The 20,380-nt window shown below is 61.9% G+C and carries 20 protein-coding genes and 1 tRNA gene; 16 read left to right on the top strand and 5 right to left on the bottom strand.

What is annotated here, in order from left to right:
* The first annotated feature begins 22 nt into the window (after positions 1-22).
* The 7 genes from ACSW29_RS12505 (at position 23) to ACSW29_RS12535 (ending at position 5,290) form a co-directional block, all read left to right on the top strand.
* Positions 23-400: a fluoride efflux transporter FluC gene (locus ACSW29_RS12505; RefSeq protein ID WP_448277340.1), complete on the top strand. Its 378-nt coding sequence runs from the start codon at positions 23-25 to the stop codon at positions 398-400.
* A complete protein-coding gene (gene crcB, locus ACSW29_RS12510) occupies positions 397-741 on the top strand; it encodes a fluoride efflux transporter CrcB (RefSeq protein WP_317825503.1) in 345 nt (114 codons plus the stop codon). Before ACSW29_RS12505 ends, crcB begins: the two co-directional genes overlap by 4 nt.
* A gap of 97 nt (positions 742-838) precedes the next feature.
* Complete coding sequence (pgm, locus tag ACSW29_RS12515) at positions 839-2,476, top strand: phosphoglucomutase (alpha-D-glucose-1,6-bisphosphate-dependent) (RefSeq protein ID WP_448277341.1); 1,638 nt, start codon at positions 839-841, stop codon at positions 2,474-2,476.
* 42 nt (positions 2,477-2,518) lie between these two features.
* Entirely contained in the window at positions 2,519-3,772 is a 1,254-nt protein-coding gene (locus tag ACSW29_RS12520; RefSeq protein WP_317825505.1) for an MFS transporter, read from the top strand.
* A 25-nt stretch (positions 3,773-3,797) separates the two neighbouring features.
* Positions 3,798-4,286 (top strand): MauE/DoxX family redox-associated membrane protein, encoded by a 489-nt coding sequence (locus ACSW29_RS12525; RefSeq protein WP_317825506.1) that lies wholly within the window; start codon positions 3,798-3,800, stop codon positions 4,284-4,286.
* Positions 4,287-4,328: 42 nt separating this feature from the next.
* The gene (locus ACSW29_RS12530; RefSeq protein WP_230812730.1) at positions 4,329-5,069 is read left to right on the top strand and encodes a DsbA family protein; all 741 of its coding nucleotides are present in this window, start codon (positions 4,329-4,331) and stop codon (positions 5,067-5,069) included.
* A gap of 145 nt (positions 5,070-5,214) precedes the next feature.
* A tRNA-Ala gene (locus ACSW29_RS12535) sits at positions 5,215-5,290 on the top strand.
* Positions 5,291-5,351: 61 nt separating this feature from the next.
* Here ACSW29_RS12535 and ACSW29_RS12540 read toward each other — a convergent pair.
* Together ACSW29_RS12540 and ACSW29_RS12545 are read right to left on the bottom strand one after the other, a co-directional pair.
* Complete coding sequence (locus ACSW29_RS12540; protein WP_448277342.1) at positions 5,352-6,527, bottom strand: tyrosine-type recombinase/integrase; 1,176 nt, start codon at positions 6,525-6,527, stop codon at positions 5,352-5,354.
* Positions 6,524-6,922, bottom strand: coding sequence for a hypothetical protein (locus ACSW29_RS12545; protein WP_448277343.1), 399 nt, complete (start codon positions 6,920-6,922; stop codon positions 6,524-6,526). The genes ACSW29_RS12540 and ACSW29_RS12545 overlap by 4 nt, the downstream gene beginning before the upstream one ends.
* A gap of 206 nt (positions 6,923-7,128) precedes the next feature.
* Here ACSW29_RS12545 and ACSW29_RS12550 point away from each other — a divergent pair, with 206 nt between their 5' ends.
* The 7 genes from ACSW29_RS12550 to ACSW29_RS12580 all read left to right on the top strand — a co-directional run bounded on the left by ACSW29_RS12550 (position 7,129) and on the right by ACSW29_RS12580 (position 11,833).
* Positions 7,129-7,362: a helix-turn-helix domain-containing protein gene (locus tag ACSW29_RS12550; protein WP_448277344.1), complete on the top strand. Its 234-nt coding sequence runs from the start codon at positions 7,129-7,131 to the stop codon at positions 7,360-7,362.
* A gap of 89 nt (positions 7,363-7,451) precedes the next feature.
* A complete protein-coding gene (locus ACSW29_RS12555; protein WP_448277345.1) occupies positions 7,452-7,583 on the top strand; it encodes a hypothetical protein in 132 nt (43 codons plus the stop codon).
* The gene (locus tag ACSW29_RS12560; protein WP_448277346.1) at positions 7,580-9,376 is read left to right on the top strand and encodes an AAA family ATPase; all 1,797 of its coding nucleotides are present in this window, start codon (positions 7,580-7,582) and stop codon (positions 9,374-9,376) included. The genes ACSW29_RS12555 and ACSW29_RS12560 overlap by 4 nt, the downstream gene beginning before the upstream one ends.
* 322 nt (positions 9,377-9,698) lie before the next feature.
* Complete coding sequence (locus tag ACSW29_RS12565; RefSeq protein WP_448277347.1) at positions 9,699-10,184, top strand: hypothetical protein; 486 nt, start codon at positions 9,699-9,701, stop codon at positions 10,182-10,184.
* Positions 10,185-10,265: 81 nt separating this feature from the next.
* Positions 10,266-10,583, top strand: a complete 318-nt coding sequence (locus ACSW29_RS12570; RefSeq protein ID WP_448277348.1) for a hypothetical protein — start codon at positions 10,266-10,268, stop codon at positions 10,581-10,583.
* A 66-nt stretch (positions 10,584-10,649) separates the two neighbouring features.
* A complete protein-coding gene (locus tag ACSW29_RS12575; protein ID WP_448277349.1) occupies positions 10,650-11,165 on the top strand; it encodes a hypothetical protein in 516 nt (171 codons plus the stop codon).
* Positions 11,165-11,833: a hypothetical protein gene (locus tag ACSW29_RS12580; protein ID WP_448277350.1), complete on the top strand. Its 669-nt coding sequence runs from the start codon at positions 11,165-11,167 to the stop codon at positions 11,831-11,833. The genes ACSW29_RS12575 and ACSW29_RS12580 overlap by 1 nt, the downstream gene beginning before the upstream one ends.
* Before the next feature lie 1,239 nt (positions 11,834-13,072).
* Here the strand turns inward: ACSW29_RS12580 and ACSW29_RS12585 are convergent.
* Positions 13,073-14,284, bottom strand: a complete 1,212-nt coding sequence (locus tag ACSW29_RS12585) for a hypothetical protein (RefSeq protein ID WP_448277351.1) — start codon at positions 14,282-14,284, stop codon at positions 13,073-13,075.
* Between the two features lie 345 nt (positions 14,285-14,629).
* Positions 14,630-15,475: an acyltransferase gene (locus ACSW29_RS12590; protein WP_448277352.1), complete on the bottom strand. Its 846-nt coding sequence runs from the start codon at positions 15,473-15,475 to the stop codon at positions 14,630-14,632.
* A gap of 391 nt (positions 15,476-15,866) precedes the next feature.
* On the opposite strand from ACSW29_RS12590, the gene ACSW29_RS12595 reads away from it, so the two are divergent.
* Positions 15,867-16,982, top strand: coding sequence for an NAD(P)/FAD-dependent oxidoreductase (locus tag ACSW29_RS12595; protein WP_448277353.1), 1,116 nt, complete (start codon positions 15,867-15,869; stop codon positions 16,980-16,982).
* Positions 16,983-16,992: 10 nt separating this feature from the next.
* Here the strand turns inward: ACSW29_RS12595 and ACSW29_RS12600 are convergent, their stop codons facing one another.
* Positions 16,993-19,527 (bottom strand): alpha/beta fold hydrolase, encoded by a 2,535-nt coding sequence (locus tag ACSW29_RS12600; RefSeq protein WP_448277354.1) that lies wholly within the window; start codon positions 19,525-19,527, stop codon positions 16,993-16,995.
* A 203-nt stretch (positions 19,528-19,730) separates the two neighbouring features.
* On the opposite strand from ACSW29_RS12600, the gene ACSW29_RS12605 reads away from it, so the two are divergent.
* Positions 19,731-20,333: a lipocalin family protein gene (locus tag ACSW29_RS12605; RefSeq protein WP_317825514.1), complete on the top strand. Its 603-nt coding sequence runs from the start codon at positions 19,731-19,733 to the stop codon at positions 20,331-20,333.
* Positions 20,334-20,380: the final 47 nt, after the last annotated feature.

The raw sequence follows: 20,380 nt of genomic DNA on the forward strand, positions 1-20,380 counted from the left end.
CTCTTTCGGGTGAGGCGAGAGCATGGGTGATCTGAAGCTGCCGGGTGCGGTGGGCGCGGTTGCCGTCGGCGGAGCATTCGGGGCACTGAGCCGATACGCGCTGGGCGAGCTCTTTCCCCACATCTGGACGACGCTGGTCATCAACGTCGTCGGCTCGTTCGTGCTCGGTGTTCTCGCGGCCCTCCTCGTCCACAACAAGGCTGGGTACCTCTTTCTCGGCACCGGGTTCTGCGGCGGCTTCACCACCTTCTCGTCCTTCGCGGTTCACGCCGTGACGGAGAGTCCATGGCGATCGATTCTCTATGTACTCGGGACGCTGATCCCCGCGATCCTCGCCGCAGCACTGGGCAAAGGGCTCGGTGAACGCTGGATCCGCACGCGGGACGGAGCCTCGGCATGACAGTTCTCCTGGTGGCACTCGGCGGCGGCGCTGGTGCGAGTGGCCGATACCTGTTGGCGCGGTATGTGCCCGCGTACAAGGGATTCCCGGCTGCGACGTTCGCCGCGAACGTGATCGGCTGCTTCCTCCTCGGATTGTTCACCGGAGCAGCTCTTTCCACCGAGATGGCCGCCCTCCTGGCTACAGGCTTCTGCGGTGGCCTGTCCACTTACTCGACCTTCGCGACGGAGAACGTCGGTATGGTCGAGCGGCGTCAGACGACGCTTTCGCTGGTCTACATCGTCGTCAGTCTGATCGTCGGCTTGTCCGCTGCGTGGGTGGGAATCCAGATCACTGATTGATCGATCCGGCGTCGAGCGTGCACGCCACGCGGCCAGGGTAGACAATTGTCCACAGTCGCGTCGACACAGTGGTCGACCACCGGGCCGAGGGGGATTCGTGGCGCACGAACGAGCAGGACAAGTGGCTCTGCCAGAGGATCTGATCAATGTTCCTCATCTGGTCACCGCGTACTACACGCGCACTCCGGATCCCGAGAACCCGATGCAGCAGGTACTTTTCGGCACTTCAGGACATCGCGGTTCCAGTCTCGACTCGGCGTTCAACGAAGCTCACATCCTGGCGACAACCCAGGCGATCGTCGAGTATCGCGCTTCGCAGGGTATCGACGGACCACTGTTCATCGGCCGGGACACACATGCGCTCTCGGAGCCTGCCTGGCTGTCGGCCTTGGAGGTCCTGGTCGCCAACGACGTCGTCGTCCTCGTCGACTCACGGGATGCGTACACGCCCACACCTGCTGTCAGTCACGCGATCTTGCGATACAACTCGACCGGACCCGAGGCGAAAGCCGACGGTATCGTCGTGACGCCTTCACACAATCCGCCGCGTGACGGTGGCTTCAAATACAACCCGCCACACGGCGGACCCGCAGATACGGATGCGACGTTGGTGATCGCCGATCGAGCGAACGAGCTACTGCGCAAGGGGCTTTCCGGGGTACGGCGTGTCACGGCGGCGCAGGCGCTGGACCGCGTCGAACGCTACGACTTCCTCCGCTACTACGTCGAAGACCTCCCCAGTGTTCTCAACCTCGATGCGATCCGCGATGCCGGCATTCGGATCGGTGCCGACCCGCTCGGGGGTGCAAGCGTCGACTACTGGGGCGCGATTGCCGAAACTCACCGACTCGACCTCGAAGTGGTGAATCCACTCGTGGATCCGACCTGGCGGTTCATGACGCTCGACACGGACGGCAAGATCCGCATGGACTGCTCGTCGCCCGACGCGATGGCGTCGCTGATCGGGATTCGGGATCGCTACGACATCGCGACCGGAAACGATGCGGACTCCGACCGCCACGGCATCGTCACTCCGGACGGCGGTTTGATGAACCCGAATCACTATCTCGCCGTTGCCATCGAGTACCTGTTCGCGAACCGGCCAGGGTGGGGCGCAGACACCAAGGTGGGCAAGACCCTCGTGAGTTCCTCGATGATCGACCGCGTGGTCAGCAGTGTGGGCCGCGAATTGCTCGAGGTTCCGGTCGGGTTCAAATGGTTCGTTCCCGGCCTGCTCGACGGGTCCGTGGGATTCGGCGGCGAGGAAAGCGCCGGCGCGTCCTTCCTCCGACACGACGGTTCCGTCTGGACGACGGACAAGGACGGCATCATCCTTGCGCTGCTCGCATCGGAAATCACCGCTGTGACGGGAAAGTCTCCGTCGGCGCACTACGCCGCGTTGGCCGAGAAGTTCGGGAGCCCGGCGTACGCACGGATCGATGCGCCCGCGACACGCGCACAGAAGGCAGTCTTGGCAAAACTGTCTCCCGATCAGGTGAGTGCAACCGAACTGGCGGGTGAACCGATCACCGCGACACTGACCGCGGCGCCCGGAAACGGCGCGGCGATCGGTGGTCTCAAGGTGACGACGGAAAACGCGTGGTTTGCAGCGAGGCCGTCCGGCACGGAGGACGTGTACAAGATCTATGCCGAGTCGATGAAGGGCACCGATCATCTGGCTCAGGTTCAGGCAGCGGCGAAGGACTTGGTGTCCGGAGTCTTGAAGGCGAACTAGCCCGCGGACCCCTCATGTCGCCCGGCTAGAATTCCGGGCGACATGAAAACTCGTGCAGCCAAGCTGCCACAGGAAATTTGGGTACTGGTCGCCGCCAGCTTCGTCATCGCCCTCGGGTTCGGATTGGTCGCTCCGGCACTACCGCAGTTCGCGCGAAGCTTCGACGTATCGGTCACGGCTGCCACGATCGTGATCTCGTCTTTCGCGTTCATGCGATTGGTGTTCGCGCCGATGAGCGGCTCTTTGGTCCAGAAACTCGGTGAGCGGCCGGTCTACATCGTCGGCCTTCTGATCGTCGCCGTCTCGACCGGCGCGTGCGCTTTCGCGGGGGAGTACTGGCAACTTCTGCTGTTCCGGTCGTTGGGCGGCATCGGGTCGACCATGTTCACGGTGTCGGCTCTCGGGCTGATCATTCGCATGTCACCGCCGGACAGTCGCGGCCGCGTGTCGGGTCTGTACGCGACAAGCTTTCTCATGGGATCGATCGGCGGCCCGCTGGTCGGCGGTGCGCTGTTGCAGTTCGGTCTCCGGATGCCGTTCATCATCTACGCAATTGCGTTGGTGATCGCCGCGCTCGTTGTCTTCGTGAGCCTGCGTGGATCTCACCTGGCGTCACCGGACAAGGCTGTCGATGTGAAGTCGATGACTCTCACAGAAGGCCTCCAGTCGCCGGTGTACCGGGCAGCGCTCGGATCGAACCTCGCTTTCGGCGGGGTTATCTTCGGAGTTCGCGTTGCCATGGTCCCCCTGTTCGTCGTGGAGTTCCTCGATCGGGATCCGTCGATTGCGGCCTACGCCCTGACGATCTTCGCCGTCGGCAATGCGTTGGTGTTGATCGTTTCCGGACGACTCTCGGACCGCTTCGGACGCAAGCCCTTTGTCGTGAGCGGCCTGCTCATCTGTGGCGTGGGCACCATCGCGATGGGATTCACGGACAACCTCGTGGTGTTCTTTGCCATTGCGGCGGTGACGGGCGTCGGTTCAGGGCTCATGAGCCCGGCCCAGCAGGCCGCGGTTGCCGATGTTGTCGGATCGACGGCCCGCGGCGGACCCGTTCTGGCGGTATTTCAGATGATGTCCGACATCGGTGGGGTAGTGGCGCCGATTTGTGCCGGGCTGATCGCCCAGCATGTGTCGTACTCGGCGGCCTTCGCGGTGATGGGAGCCGTAGTCGTCGTGTCGGCGACGGGTTGGTTGTTCGTCCCGTCGCGAACGAAGCCAGTCGAATCCGTCGTCGAGGATCTGACTGATGTGACGGTGCTTACGGATACGCCTGCACGGACAAACCTGGACTGACCGGGCATTCTGTACTCTCGATCGGGTGGCAATTCGTATCGTGAGTCTTGTAGCCCGATTGGGCCTGGCGGCCGTCTGGCTGATTTCCGGCGGGCTCAAGTTCCTTGATCCCGTGCAGACGAAGATCGCGGTGCGTGCCTATCAACTGTTGCCCGAGTCACTGGTGGGTCCGGTGGCAACGGCTCTTCCTCTGGTCGAGATAGTCCTGGGACTGCTGATCCTCGTCGGTCTGGCGGTTCGAGTATCCGCCGCGGTCTCGGTGGTGATTCTCACGGTCCTCATTGCGGTGATCATTTCGGTGTGGGCCAGGGGATTGTCCATCGACTGTGGATGTTTCGGCGGCGGTGGTGTTGCTGACGTCGGCGCTTGGGACTATCTGAAGGAAATTCTCCGGGACCTCGGCTTCATGGCGCTTGCCGTGTGGCTGCTCGTGTTCCCGCGTTCGCCGCTGGCATTGGGCCCCGGATCACGCGCGGCGTTCTCAGTGGATACTCAGCCTTCAGTGGCAAGGTAAGCAATCGGTAAATCGTTTCGACGCACGAAGGACTGCATCAGCGTGAGCACCAAGAGCAGCAAGAACAAATACTCGCCCGAACCGGTCTCGAGCCGCTCCACCTACATCATCGGTGGCCTCGCAGTACTCGTGATCGCGGCCCTCGTCATAGGCGGCGTCTTGTGGACGAACAACAAGAACAAGCCCCAGAACGACGGCTACGGCTCCGTGCAGAATTCCGAAGTTGCCGTCACGGTGCAGGACAACGGCGTGGTGCTGCTCGGCAAGCCCAGCGCCGCAACGACCATTGATCTCTTCGAGGATCCGCTGTGCCCGGCCTGCGCTGCTCTCGAGCACCTCAGTGGCCAGGCGCTCTCGGCTGCCGTTGACAACGGTGACGTCGCTGTTCGCTACCATATGCTGAACTTCCTCAACCGGGCGTCGGGCAGCGGTGACTACTCCACACGGGCTGGCGCCGCTCTGCTGTGCGTTGCTCAGAGTGGCGACGCGATCGCGTACTCCGCACTCCACACAAAGCTTTTCGCGACTGACACGCAGCCTGCGGAGGGCGGCAGCAGCGATCACACCAACGACGACCTCGCCCAGATCGCTCGTGATGCGGGAGCATCCGAGGATGTGGCAACCTGCATCTCTTCCGGTACCAACGTCGAGGCCGCCGCAGCCAACGCCGCAGCCGCGAGCCAGGCGCTCAAGGATGCCGGATCGACCGGGACCCCCACCGTAGTGGCGAACGGCAAGATCGTTGACACACGCAGCAGCGACTGGGTTTCCAAGCTTTCCTGAGTCGAAGCGGCCGCTCCGACGAGGAGCGGCCGCCTCCCTCTGAACAGGCGATTTGTTGCCCAGGATCGAAGTGGTGTAACTTTCTTCAAGCAAGCGGAAAGCAGAAAAGCCGCTGCGAGTTCGACTGTTAGAGTTAATTGAATACGGGGCTATGGCGCAGCTGGTAGCGCACCACACTGGCAGTGTGGGGGTCAGGGGTTCGAGTCCCCTTAGCTCCACCAAAAAAGACCAGGTCAGAGGATATTCCTCCGGCCTGGTCTTTTTGTATTCGAGAATGTTGTCCTAACTCTGTCCTACGGCCTCAGAAAGTGCGGCCGAAGCGGCCACTAACCGATCGTCCGACACGCGCCCGTAGACCGCCTGAGTCATCCGTTCCGAGTGGCCGTGCCAGGCAGCGACGACGTCGGCGGGGACTCCGGCTGCGCGCATACGTGACACCGACGAATGCCGGAGGTTCCGCAGCGTGATCTTCGACAGTCCGGCCTCGCGGCGCTGCTGTGCGAATATTCGCGAATACTCCTTAACCGGCAACCAGGTTCCGTCCGCGCGCGACAGCAACAGTTCACTTTCGTCCAGAGGCAGCCCCATTGCCAGGCGTTCCACCTTCCGAACTCGTTTCATCGCTTTGAGCATCGCGAGTTCGCGAGCGGGCAGGGGCAGATCACGGACGCTGCGCGTGTTCTTCGGATCGCCCATCAACTCCTTACCGTTCACGTCGACACGCGCCTGACGTATCCGCAGATCAGCGGTATCGAGGCCGATGTCGGACCAGCGCAGCCCGCCAACTTCTTCGCGGCGCAGTCCGAGCAGCGTCAGCGCGAAGCATCCGGCCAGCCGGTGAGCGGCGATGTGGTCCAGGAAAGACACCATCTGCGCGGGAGTCCAGATGTCGCCCTCTTTGACGGCAACAATCACTTTCTGGGCGGGAGGCTTTACGTGCTCAGATGGATCGTGCGAAATCCACTTCATAGTGACCGCGTGCGCCATGACGGCCTGAACCGTGACGATTGCGCGCCGCTTGGTTGCCGGAGCGAGAGGCTTGCCGGTAACGCCCGTGAGGGATAGCGACCAGTCGGTGATGATCTCGGGGGTGAGCCGCTGCACGGCAACTTTGCCGAATGTGCGCCGGGAGTAAGCCAGGCTCTCTTTGTCGGCCCGAGCTGTGTTCGGACGAACGTCGTCGTCGGCCTCGCGGACCTTCATCCAGTGGTCGGCAATTTCATCGAATGAGCGATCGGATTTGGCCGACCAGGTACGACCGCGCCACTGCTCGCGCTGCTCGGTAACCCAATCCTGCGCGGCCTTCTTGGTCGTGAACACCTTGGTCGGTCGTACCTGTTTCTGCGTGATGGGATCTGTACCGAGTGTCGGGCGTGCGCGCCATCCCTTGCCGCCCGTCAGCTTGGTGATCGAGCTGTCGGTGCGGGTTGCCCGCTTCGTGGTCTTGTCGGTCGTCATCGGTTGGTGTCCTTCTGCCGTGGTTGCGGGCGTTTGGGTAGTGCGGCGGCGTCGAGAAACCCCTCGGCTTTGGCCTTGGCAATCAGCCGATCGACGGTCGATGGGCTGACATTCATCTCGGAGGCGACGGTCTTGCGGACCGGCAGACCGAGCGCAAGTGCGGCTTCGACGCGGCGGGCGGCTTGCCATACACGGGGGTCCACATTCTCCGGCTGGCTGTCGCTCTCAGTAGTGTCGCCGGGGAAGGCGATCTGCCCGCCAGCACGGACAAGCCATTGCGCGGCCGAGTGTGCGAGACGGCGCGTCGGGATCTCCCTCAGCGCGCGGTGATCGATCGGGCTTCTGTCATCCGCGATGATTGTCAGCTCGATTATCTGCGGTTCCTGTTTCGTCACCGCTACACGAACGACGTAGCGACGAGGGTGGTCGTATAGCCGAATCGCTACGCGCTCATCCTGTTTCGGCACGCGTCCTTCGGTGTGTCCGGGTTCGCCAGACGTAATCGACTCGACATCACCGGGTGTTGGCTCTCCTCGTTCTGCGCTCATGTTGGTGAGTGTATGTAGTGGACATTCATCACCGCAACCTGCACGCTATAGACATGAGCACACAGACAAGACCAACCGTCCCCACAATTAACGAGCTGCGCAGCGGACCCCCGACCGTCAGCATCGAGCGAGCAGGGCAGTTCCTTGGCGTCTCGCGCTCCTACGCCTACCGCATGGTGAAGTCTGGGCGTCTGCCCACCATCGAGTTGGGAGCGCGCCGCAAGCGTGTCCCGAGTGCGGCGCTGCTGCGGATGCTAGGCGCGATTGACGACAAGCCGCGCCCCTGAACAGCGCGATTCGAGAGCGGCACCGACGCCGCGACTCAAGGGACCGAACCCGTAGTGACGACGCACCTGCGAGCGAACTGGATTCCCGAATGAATGACCGAACTGTGGCCCGCTCCCGGCCCGAGCAAGCCGGGAGCTACAACCACCACGACGAGGGTGACGAGTCCTCGGATCTCGACACTACCGGCCGTTTAGGCAGTACAGCGGCGGTGACCCCGTGAGCACCACCGACCTGGTCACGATCGCCGTTGGAGCGCCGAGCAACACCGACGACCTGACACAGCGTGCTGAATGCGTCACTGGTCTACACCTGGCCTACAGGCTGAGTAAGTGGCGTGAGAACCTCGGAGATCCTGACCCCGTCGTCCCCTATGACGGGCGCCTCGACAGTTTTCTCGACCCTGACAGCTACGACGCTGTGATGTGCTTCGTTGGAGTTCTTGGCCTCGACATGCCCGAGACATTCGACGAGGCCGACGTCCTCCCTATTGCGGCGTTTCCTGGCATCACTGTGACCCGCGCCGAAGTCGTCGCCGACAGCGCAAGGCGTGGCTTGCGGGATCCGCATGAGGTCGCAGCTAAAGCCGAGGAGGTGGCCGCAGAAAAGGCAGCTGCAACCGCAGCCGAGGCGAAGCTGCGCGACCACGGCAGCAAGGTCGACGCGCTGTTCACGGCCGCGATCATCGAGCAACACGCACCCGACGGGGCGCTGTGGGCACGGCTCGCCCTCGACGCGCTGCGCGACGACCACACCCTTACCCGTGCGCCGGGATCAAGCCGCGACCGCAAGGAACTGCGACTCGGCTACAAGGGAACCGAGCTGGTGCTGTGGTTCGGCGCGCCGACGAATGAGGTCGCCGCGCTACCGCCTGCCACCAAGTCCGACCTGGCCGAAGCGGTGCGGCACGCCGACACCGAGCGCCGCGTCGAACAGATGGAGACACAGAGCCGCGCCCGGCAGATCGAGGCTGTGAATGCCGCCGCTGGCATCGAGCTGCCGGAGTTTGTCAACCTTGCCGAGCATGTCCCGTCGTCCGATCCGTGGGTGATCGACGGTCTCATGCGTCGCGACACCAACCTGGGACTTTTCGCACAGTTCAAGGCCGGTAAGTCCACGGCCGTACGAGAGATCATCCGGTCACTGCTCGACGGAGGCGACGTATTCGGGCGGTTTCCCGTCGAGGTGGACCCGGACATCGAGGTGGTTCTGATCGACTCCGAGATGCCTCTCGACAACCTCCAGGATGAATATCGCCGCGCTGGCGTCCAAGGTCTCGACCGGCTGCGGGTGGCGTCGATCAAGGGGTGCGAACGCAGCTTCGACGTGCGTGTACCCGAGATTCGCGCACAGTGGGCGCAACGTATCGCCCCCGGCTCGATCATCGTGTTCGACTGCCTCTACTCGGTTCTGGCTGCGCTCGGAATCAGCGAGAACGACGACGGCGTGGCGGCGGTACTGCTCGGGCTACGTGCACTGTCCACCGATTGCGCGGCGCTCGGGACGATCATGGTTCACCACCTCGGCAAGGACTCCGAGCGAGGTGCACGCGGGCACAGCTCGATCGAGGGCTGGCCGGACGTGCTGGCACGTATCCAGCTCGACGGTCCGCTGGCGTCGGACACTCAGCGAACTTTCTCTGCATACGGGCGCGGCGTCGACATAGAGGCGGCGGTGCTCACCCTCGGCAGCGATCACCGGCTGACTCTGAAGGATCTGTCCGAGGTCAAGTCCGAGAAGTCCACGGCCAAACGCACCTCACAGTTCGACGCCGACGACGCGGCCGTGTTGGAGGCTGTGCGATCTCGACCGGGACTCAACGGCACGACTCTGCACACCGCTGTCGGATTCTCGGTGAAGCGGGTTTACGCGGCGTGTGCGCGACTGTCCGAGCGCCGCATGATCGAGGATCTCGGCCGTGCATATCCACAGTGGCACGCGGTTGCTGGAGCTACTCAGGGCGACCCGTTCTCGACCCCAGCGGACGCCTATGCAGTCCCTATTCCGACGGCCTGACAATGCACGCAACTGCGTGGACCTCGGCAGGTAAAAGCTGCCGAGGTCGGAACCGCAGCTCACACAGCGTTTCCGCACTTTTGGCGTGTAATTCCGAAACTGACCTCAGCGACCTCGGCCGACCTCGGCAGCCAAGCAAGTGCCGAAGTATCTACGCAGTTCAAACCATATTTAGTGCTGACCTCGGCCGACCTCGGCAGTTTTCCATCCATATCCGGCGAGAGACCTCGGCAGGTCGGCCGGATCTCTATAAGGATCCGGCCGAACGGCCGGGGCACGGGGCACTATCCGCACGCCCTTCACAACCGAGAGGAATTGAGCGATGGAATCCAAGTCCACGACAGGGCGCCGAAGCATTTTCGGTCCATTAGTCGGCCGTCGTTTCGCCGGCAGTTGCGCCGACTGCGACAGCTACGACGAGGTGACGCAGGTCGGTCCACGGGACTACGGCATGACAACCCGTCACGACACGACGTGCCCGTGGCTGCGTGCGCGGTGTCAACCCGACGCCGACGGCGAGAGCACCACACCCACCACCGAAAGGGATTCGATGACTACCTCCGACCCGGCTCCTGCCGAAGCCGCGCCCATCCCGTTGGCTGACTGGCTCGACGCGCACACCGATGAGATCTTCGGCGTAGTCAAGACAACGACCGAGCGGGCCACGGAGTCGTGGCTCGCACGCCGAGGACTCGCCACCTCCGAACTGCTGCGCCAACTGGTGACTGACGCACTCTCCGACTGGCTCGATGACCATTCACCCGAGCTGATCCGCACCATTGCCGCAAGCGTGTCCGACCCGACGTAGCGCACCACTCGACCCCGACGCCTCAGGGGTCGAGTTCCCGAGCGCGACTGACCACCAACAGCACCGACGAATAGAGGCACAATGACGATCACGACAGAGCCGCAGGCCGACCCGTTCACCGCACCGGCCACGACGCCGCCGAAGCGGTACAAGGTCCACGGCTACACCGGAACTCATCCCTGCTATCGGACGTTGGCGCGCTGTGCTTGGCCGTCCGCCGCTTGGATCTCCGGGGGTGGCCCCTACGCCGTCGTCGCGCGATGCCGACCTGGCGCCCACACAATCACCCTCCACGACGATCTCGACCGCGCACGCGCGTCCCTGGCCGCGATCGACCGGAGCAGGTGCGGTGGCGTGTGCCGAGGACGCCACGACCTAGTCGCGATCGTCCTCGGATGAGTCATCACAACAACCGTCAGCCTGACCACTACGTGTCCCCTCAATCGCTGTCCCCAGGGAGGACCGATGACCAGTAACGCGAAGTCACAGCCCGAAGAGCGTGCCCGCGCACAGCGATGCCTCGACATGAAACTCCAGGGCAACACCTGGACAGTCATCGCGGAAGTCGAAGGCTATGCCGACCGCAGCGGACCACGCCACGCGGTCGAGCGTCTGCTCGACCGCGTGGAATCCGCACGGGTAGCCGACTACCGGGAAGTGGAGGCCGCGCGTCTCGACGCGCTCCAGGCGATGCACTGGAAGGCCGCGCTGACCGGCGATCTCAAGTCGGCCGAGTTCGTGCTCAAAGTCAGCGCGCAGCGGACAAAGCTGCTCGGACTCGCGGTGCCCGAGAAGCTCATCCTGAGCCAACAGGAAATGCCGACCGATGAGGACTTCGCCGCGATCTTCGCCACGATGATGCGAGACATGGGTTTCACGCCGCCACCCACCATCGACCGATCAAGCACACCAACCGAAACCACCGACACCGATATGTCCACCTGGATCCATGTATCGGGCACCAACGACGGGACGAACTGATGACCACCACCGAGCCGCGACTACAACCGAGCGACGTTCGTAGCCTCACCCTTTCCGATCTCGACAGCTTCACGGTGGCGGGACGCTTGGCCGCGATCCTTGGACCTGACGCCGATGAGATCGTGGGCGGTTTCCTGACCGACCTCGGTCAACCACTCGACAACCTGCACGACGACATCGCCGCTCAGCGTGCGGTCGGGGAATTGCTCGACGTACTGCACGATCTGGAGGTAGTCGCGCGGCGAGCACGCCGTCAGATCGACAAGGCTGAGCAGCGGCGAGCAGCGTTTCACCAGCGGATCACACACCGCGATGATGCGGCTGACCGTGAGGCAGCCGAGCGGGAGCAGCGCTGCGCCGAGGAATCGGCAGCGCGTAAAGCGCTGGAGGACAGGATCTCTCGGGTCAGACTGTGTGCCGAACAGCACGGCTTGATCCTGGAGAAGGTTCCGAATTACGACGCCGTCGGTGTGGAGCGGTGGCGACTGGTCACCTCCGAACGAGGTAACCGACTGCTTCCGCACCGCTTCGATGATCCAACCGCCTGGCGCGCCCTGGAAGTCTTTGTCCGAGGTGGACGGCAATTCGTGGTGCTACCTGAAAGCGAGGGACCACTCCGACACGTCGAGCAGTGGCTCACTCATCACTGCCCGCCGTTTTCTGCTTGAGTATTTCATCGAACTAGCACTATCGACGGCGACGGCCGAGCTTCGCGATCGACCGTCGTTCTCAGCGAATCGTTGAGCCTGGTCCTGGCGCCCACTGGCTAGGGTCGAGTCCGCCTAGTTCGCTAAGCACCCGTGGCATGGCAAGGCACGTAAAGAGATCGCCGTTCGGCAGCCGCCCCCATTTGTCGTCGGTCTCGCCACGCTGGTGCGCTCGCACAAGATCTGTGGCGTCCTTGTCGAGATGCTGATGGTTACACCGAGATCGCGGGTCAAGGAATAGCTGTGGCTCCGCAGTCGCCGGACATACGAGCACGGCACACACAATGTCCAAATCAACTGACGGCCGTTCGTCCCACGGTCGAACTATCCCTGGAAAGCATGGCAGCGATAGCTCAGCTCCCCCTTCGGCATGTAAATCCTTGTTGAACTCCGTCGAACGTACGAAGCCTCCCTCACCCTGGTGAGTCACCCACCCAAATGGCCCCGAGGCTGCCCGAGTGCCTGGAATCGCCCACCCGGACATAGTTCTCGCGGGTGAATCAAGATTCTTGAAAACTTCGGGATCAAACGGAGTCGGCATCGAAACGATCACCACGTTGCCTCCGTTCTCTCGATCGAGGATGCCTACAACACCGTCGCGCAATCCAGCGGGTATTTCCGCACCTGGAGTACCGGTCAAGACCATGATCTGAAGTGCCGACCCGACGTCCGGCGCTGGAAGGATAATCGCGGACTTGCCCTTCAGCGGAACCTCAGCGAGTTCACTCTCGGGAAATTGCAAGAGATATGCAGGCTTCCAACCGGGGAAAATCTCAGCTGTCGCCAGATCCCACCTGAGAAGCGATTTCTTGTCGCCTGGCCGAGAAGCGTCCCGAATGGCTTGTGACAACCCGTATTGGCCCGTGTTGTCGCCGTAGTGCAGGCTGATCTTGAAATCGACCACATGGGACCGAGGCGCGAGGTACACGTCGTCAGACGGGGCCTTACCCTCCTGTGCAGTCCATACTCGCCATTTACTCGACCGGCGCCCATCTGGCGACACCACGACAAATCGACAGACCGTTTCGTTTGCTGCGCTCATTCGCTGAAATTAGCAACGGTCACCGACAAGAATCTGGCAACAACCTGAAGTCTTCCGTCAAAACGAGAAGCGGCTCGCCGTATCCTTGCCCACCGAGTGAGAGTTTCGTCGAGCCAGCGCCACCGACTACGACGGCCGAGCATCATGCCCGGTTGTCGTCAGCTCGTCGGCGTTCCTATCGGATAGTCGTCGGCGTACGAGAGAACGCGAGGGGACAACCGCCGCATTGGTGGAATCCGCAGTCGTGGAGTAAAACCCGGTCCAAGTTGCAAGGCATAGGTGCCGCGACGTCCCTGAAACCGGCCGATTAGTTCGCGTACCGTTGCTGCGTCGCCAGCCAGATCAGGAAACAGCACGTTCTCGATCTGGTCTTGAATTGTGGTCAGAGCAGGCAAAGCCTCATCGATCATCGTCACAACGCTCGGATCAGAGGTCATTGCCAGCAGTTCCGTGCGTTTGTACGCCTTATCCATGACACCGCTCGATTCCTTCATCCACTCTCGGTCCATCGTCACGGCGACTGTAGGATCGTGATCCACTTCGACAGCAACCCGGAGGCTCACTGCCTCCATGCTGATGTGCAGCATGGTGTGGCGTAGTTCAAGTAGCCAGCGGTATCCGTGGCATCCCGAATACAGACCATGAAACAGCTCGGTGAGCTTGGCATATTCAGGAGACGGTTTCCCGAATGAGTGCTGCGCCGCCCAGTATGTCTGCATCTGATGGATATGGAACGCATTCGAGGCAGTGAGCGTCGCGGACCGAATTCGGTGCGCGAACTCGTCGGACAGGTCCGGGTTGTGCATAGGAAAACTTCCGTCAGCTAAGGCGACAAGAGCTTGCTCACGAACTTCTCTAAACGCCCCCACCGAGTCCTGGACGTACCGCAGCAAATCCCGATTGAGCTTCTTTGTAAGACGCTGATACGCCGTGGAATATCGCTCGTGCTCCTCCGAGGAGAACTCGCATACCTGCGTGTAGATCACTTTCGCGTCAACTGTCGGATCTGTATATCCCAAAACTGCGCCATGCTTCGAGGCAGCGTCGTCCTCAGCTTGGCGCGCTGCCACCGTCGACTCAAGCTCCTCTTGGGACTGCCCCATGCCGGTCGTTGCGGAGTCGAACCGCCGTGCGATCTCGGCGTCATTCGGGAGGCCGCTCGCGATCCAGCCTTCAATTTCGCCGATCGCTCTGCCGACCGCGGCAGTAATTGCCAGCCGAGCGTCACTCGCGGACAGGTCTTCTTCGATCCCTGACCGAGCGCAGAAACCCATGGACACGTTCATGACATCCATCACCAAGATGTTTGCCGCAGTGCCCCTGAGCGGCGGGGACAACTTAACTTGCTCCATCAGCTGAGCGAGCGCCAATTCACAGAAATCGAGAGCTGTCGTCGCTTCGATTGCACCGAGTGCCTCACGAAGCGCACTTAATCTGAGACCCCAGTCTCGAACCTGTTCTTTCGGATCAATCGAGTTCGTTGCCTCGGATGCAGTCTCCATGCGGTTCACGATAGGCCGCACTGCTGACAGAACAGTCAGACTTCTCGCGGACGTAACTCTGGTCGCATGACTGCTTCCAGCTCAATTAGGTGAGAAACCGTCCCAGGGAGGGAATTGTTCAGGCCGTGTGAAGTCCGTGCTCTCTGGTGTCCCGCAACAAAGCCACGAGCGCCACGGGGAGCGCCAGAACAGCGATCAGTATTGTCACCCATCTCAGTTCGCCATCGATCCGCCTTGGAGGCACTCAGCCGCGTAGTCCATAGACCCGTCGCTGTAAATGCCGGTTCCCGGCTGGTAGAGCGAAGTGTCAGCGCACCCGACGAGTTCGCTACCGCCAGTTCCTGTGGCTCGGCCTTCGGAATCAATCGAGTTGGGGTACGGGTTCGGCAGGTTATCGACTGGATTCGTCGTCGGTACGGATTGCGGAGCTTCTGTCGTGGGCTTCGGTGCCGAGGCGGTGCTCTCAGCTGTAGCGGTGACAAGCATTCCCTCCGGCACCCGCCACTCGATCCGAACATCTTGCCCGCTGAGATTGGACTGATAGCCGATGAACCGCGCCGTGTGCGGAATGTCGAGTGTCACTGCGCCGTCGGCGGAAGAGTTGGCAGGTAGGTCGATGAACTTGCTACTCCCCGGACTCGAACAGGGATTCGCGTCAGACAACGCGATGTTCTTGACGACTTTGCCGCCCGCGTCGACATAGTAGAAGTCGGAAGGCCACAGCCATTCAGTGCTTGGCGCAGCACCGATCTCAATGGATGCGGAGAATCGATTCTTGCTGACGAGTCCAGGATGCTCACTGTTGAGCGGACAGCCCTCGATCGAAAGAGCTGTGTCGGACACGGCGAGCAAGAGCGCGCCGGTTTCATCCTTCACCTCAGCTCGCTGGCCGAGGTCGACCTCGACAGCCCCACGCTTGTTCGTTGGATCGGCTGAGGCCGTGAGGGACTGCGATGACGCTTCGGGGCGCGCTGCGCCGTCGTCGGTCGATGAACAAGATGTAGCGAGGACGCTCGCCGCGATGACACTCAACAAGAGTGCAGGTACACGAGGATTCATGCTCAGATCAAACCAGACCAACTGGACGCATTGTGTCCAGAGGCGTGATCGAGGTCGGCAGTCAGGACCATCGAGGCGCGGCCGTCATCGCCTGAGAGTGTCCTAGTGCTGTCCTAGGACACCTGACTACAGGGGCACACGCACTAGACGCATGAGACGGAAAAGACTGAAAGCGTGGACGTTTCGAAACGCACTGAACGCACGCTTACAGGTCTATTCACACTGGCAGTGTGGGGGTCAGGGGTTCGAGTCCCCTTAGCTCCACCCAAGACAAATGCTCTGCACCAATCGGTGCAGAGCATTTGTTGTTTTCGTGAGCAATACTGTCCGCTGTGAGGCCTGATCGGCCCGAGCATTCTCGGTACGGAGACCAGCGGCGGAATGGGGAATAATGCGCGCACACGTGGTGATAATCGGCGCAGGCTATGCCGGCGCCATGGCAGCGAAGCGGCTGCTGAGAACTCGTTCGGACGTCACGGTCACCGTCGTGAATCCGCGCCCACACTTCGTGCAAAGAATCAGGCTCCATCAGATGATCGCGGCTGGCTACGATGCGACGGTCTCCTTCGACAGGGCGCTTCCGCGCGAGGCACACCGAGTCTTCGGAAAGGTGACGACGATCGAGGCGGCGCTCGGCAGGCTCACCCTCGACGACGGCAGTGTGCTCGACTACGACTATCTGGTCTACGCAGTCGGAAGTGGGAAGTTGCCCGACACTATCGCCGGGGCGGCGGAGCACGGGTTCAGCGTCTCCGAATTCGAGGACGCGGTACGCCTCGAATCCAGGCTGGCGACTCTCGACGAGAAGGCTGCAGTCTGCGTTGTCGGCGGCGGTCTCACCGGGATCGAGACTGCCGCAGAACTGGCTGAGCATCGAAGCAGCCGAATCACTTTGGTGACCGGCGGAACCGTGGCTCCAAACCTCTCGGAGCGCGCACGATCGGCAGTTGTCAGAACATTGACCGATCTTGGGGTCGATATTGTCACCGAATCCCGGGTGACTCGGATCGAGGGTTCGTCCTGCGAGCTAGCGGGAGGCATACGGGTGGAGGCCGAATGCACGATTCTCGCGACGGAATTCGGTGTCCCCGAACTGGCGCGCCGAAGTGGCCTTCCCGTGGACGGTCTCGGTCGCCTGAAACTCGACGACCGACTCGAATGCCCGTCCCACCCCAACATCGTCGGTGCGGGTGATGCGGTCGCGGTCGGTGATCTGTCACTGAGGATGAGTTGCCAGGCCGCGATCCCCTTGGGAGTCCATGCGGCAGAAACGATCCTGCATCGGCTCGACGGTTCCGCGCCGCGTCCGGTGATTCCGAAGTTCACCGGCCGGTGCATCAGTCTCGGGAGGCGGCGAGGTGTGTTCCAGCGGACCACTCGTGTCGACGACGCAACGGGCATGTTCATCGCAGGCAGGGGAGGCGCATTCGTCAAGGAAAGAGTCTGTTCGTCGACGACCGACTGGGCTGTCACCCCGCGCCGTTCCGCCTTCTACAGTTGGACATGAACAGCGCTGGTCACGCTCGATCACAGATTCGGTCGATGATCGCAGCAGTCCTCCGGACGTAGGGTTGGCGAACGACGTCTTCGTGACACGCGTCGACGTCGTCGAAATCGAGCGAGCCCGTGGCAATGAGTGACCAGATCTCGCGTCCACGGTTGTTGGTGGCTCCACGGATCACGGTGACGGGCGCAGAGCACGTCCGCATCCGGTGCTTCCGCAACGCCTGGCCCCCGATGTAGAGGAACACTGTCCACTGGGTGGCCGGTGGGTACTGCAGAACGCCGGCGAAGAGCGTGCGGATCCACATCGCCGCGACGGTGCGTCTGGTCGGCTTCCAGCGGGCATTGGTGGACGGTTGTGGTGCGAGGTCGACGATCGACGGATCCAGACTGATGCCCGCTCGGTCGGCTAGTCGTGCGGCAGTGTCGGTGGGGATTCTGGTGTCGAGAACGGTGACGTGCTCGACAGCGTCACCGGACTCGGACAGCTGTGACGCCATCTCCAGCGCCACGTAGCCGCCGTACGAGTAGCCGGCGAGAAGGTACGGGCCGGTGGGCTGAATCTTCTTGATTTCGAATATGAAACGGCGAGCGCTTGCCTCTACCGACCGATCGGGCAGTCCGCGAGATTCGAAGCCGTGTGGCTGAAGTGCGTAGACCGGGCGATCGGTGTGGAGCGCGTTCGACAAGGTGGACAGTGTCGTCGAGGGACACCCTGCACCATTCATGATGAACAGAGGCCGCCCTGACCCTTCGAGCTTCAGTGGAACCATCGTGTTGTGAGAGACGCGATCTTTGGGATCGATCGTGCACCGATCGATCAGCGCTGCAAGGTCTTTGACGGTGCTCGCGGTCGCGAACTCTGCCGCCGTGATCCGGACCCTGAACATGTCGTGAATCTTGGCCACCACCTCGGTCGAAGCAAGGGAGTCGCCGCCGAGCTCGAAGAAGTCGTCCTCACGGTCGATGGAGTCGATGCCGAGAATCGACTCCCAGATCGAGGACAGCCACAATTCTGCAGGCCCGGCGAGAGTTGGGGGAGTGGACCTCACCGTGACGGGCGGCAATGTTTTTCGGTCGACCTTTCCCCTTTCGTTGCGGGGCAATTCCGCCATCAGAACAAAATGTCGGGGAAGCATCCAGGCCGGCAGATATTTCGCCAATTCGCGCCGCATCTCGGCGCCCGAGCGCGCCATCACGGCTTTGGTCAAGACCACGTAGGCGACAATCTCCGATCGATCGTTCTCGAGAACGGCAGCCACGAAAACATCGGTGACGCCGGGAATTCGACGAATGTGCGACTCGACTTCTATCGGCTCTACCAGGTAGCCCCGAATCTTGACGGCATCGTCGACGCGCCCCCTCAGTTGTAGTTCGCCGCGTTCGTCGATGCGGCCTCGGTCACCGGTCCGATAGATACTCACTCCGTCTCCGAGACGTGTGAATCGCATTGCTGTGCGATCCGGGTCGCCGTGGTACCCATCGGCAAGATCGCTGGAGACAACCTGAATCTCGCCGATCTCTCCGTCTGGAAGAGGTACGCCGTTCACATCGACGATCTGTACGTGCTTGCCATCGCGAGCGCGTCCGGCCGGTACCACTCCGGCGGGTAGTTCGGAGTTCGGCGGGAACGCGTTGTATGCGACGACGCCGGTCTCCGTTGTGGCCAGCCAGTTGACGTAAGTGACGCGAGCAAAGCCGTGACTGCGATGGCGCGCGTAGTCCTCGCCGTGAACTGGTTCCCCGTACGTCACGACGACCCGCAGCGACCCGGGCGAATTATCCGATGCTTCAACGGATTCTAGATCCGACCATGCTCGTAGAAATGACGGAGCGCAGTGCACGGTCGTGAGCGAGTTCTCGATCAGCCAGTCATCGATTCCCGAGACTCCGTCTGTACGTGGGTCCCAACAGAAGACCGTGACTCCGTTCATCAACCCCATGATCAGGGCCGTGATTCCGGCTCCGAAACTGACGGGCAACAGGTTCCCGATGTGATCGTCGGGTCGCAGGTCGATTGCTGCGGCAAGTTCGTCGGCCTTGTTCAGGCACATGGAGTGGCTCAGCACGACTCCCTTGGGCGCTCCACTGGTCCCGGACGTGAACGCGATCATGGCAGGGTCGGAACTGGACGGTTCGAGCGCGTTGTCGAAACGGAAGCCCGTAGGGGCCGATTCGTCGAGTATCGATTGCAGCGTGACGGCACCCGAGGTGCTCATGATGTGCGCTCGCCGGGCCTCGGGGAGTTGTGGGTCGATCATGACCAAGGGCCGACCGGAAATCAGAGTTGCGAGGATGGCGGGCACCGACTCGGCGGTTGGTTCGAGATCAACCGCAACCGGGCACGATCCGTGTGACCCACGTAGGCGAAGTTCGCGGACCAATGCGTCGGTCCGGAGTTCGAGTTCGGCGAAAGTGATCCGGTCGCGCGGAGTCACGACGGCAACGGTGTCGTGCTGCATCGAGGCGACTCGGCGCCACCTCGACTCGATTGTCTCGTCGATGACTGCATAGCGCGTGCGCTCGAGACCTAAGTCGACAACCTTCATCACAGTAGCTCCGTCCGGCCATTAGCTATCATTTGGCAAAGACTACATAAGGTTTGTCAAAGCCGTCTATAACAAACCAAAAGTAGTTTTTCATGTTTAGCCAATCCGTCAGGCCAACAGCTCCGAATGCGTTGTTGAAGCAACGCCGGTCGTGCGTTGCGCGAACCGGTATGACAATCGGTGCGTCAACGAGGAGGAGTGACATGAAGTGGTCGGGGCGAAGCGCGATCGTAATCGCGGGATTGTGTACTGCAGTGTCGATGTTCTCGGGCACCGCGCAAGCAGCGCCGTTGTGGGAGCCGCTACAACCGGTGGCGAACCTGGACGCCGCCCGCTACGTCGGTGAGTGGAACCAGGTGGCGGCGATTCCTCAGCCCTTCAACCTCGCGTGCGCCAAGGACACCCGAGCGAGTTACGGGATTGTCGATTCCATGAACGTGAGTGTGAAGAACACGTGCACGACGTGGACCGGCCAGGCTAACGAGATCGTCGGGAATGCCCGAGTTACCGACCCGGCAACGGGTGCACAGTTGCATGTGAGCTTCCCCGGGGTGCCCACACAGGACGGCCTGGACGGTCCGCCCAACTACATCGTCACCTACATAGCCGACGACTATTCGTGGGCCCTGGTCGGTGATCCGCTCAGGCTTTCCGGGTTCGTGCTCTCACGGTCGCCGGTCGTCGACGCGGCTGGCTGGAGTGAGATCCGTCGGGTCGCCGAATCCCGTGGATACAACGCGTGCACGATCTTGACGTCACCGACCACGGAGGGCACTTCGGACATCCGCCCACTCTGCACTGTGTGAGTCTGCTGTCAGCTTGAACCTTCCGGAGCCACACTCCACTACGATCA

It is taken from the genome of Rhodococcus sp. GB-02, from assembly GCF_053470465.1.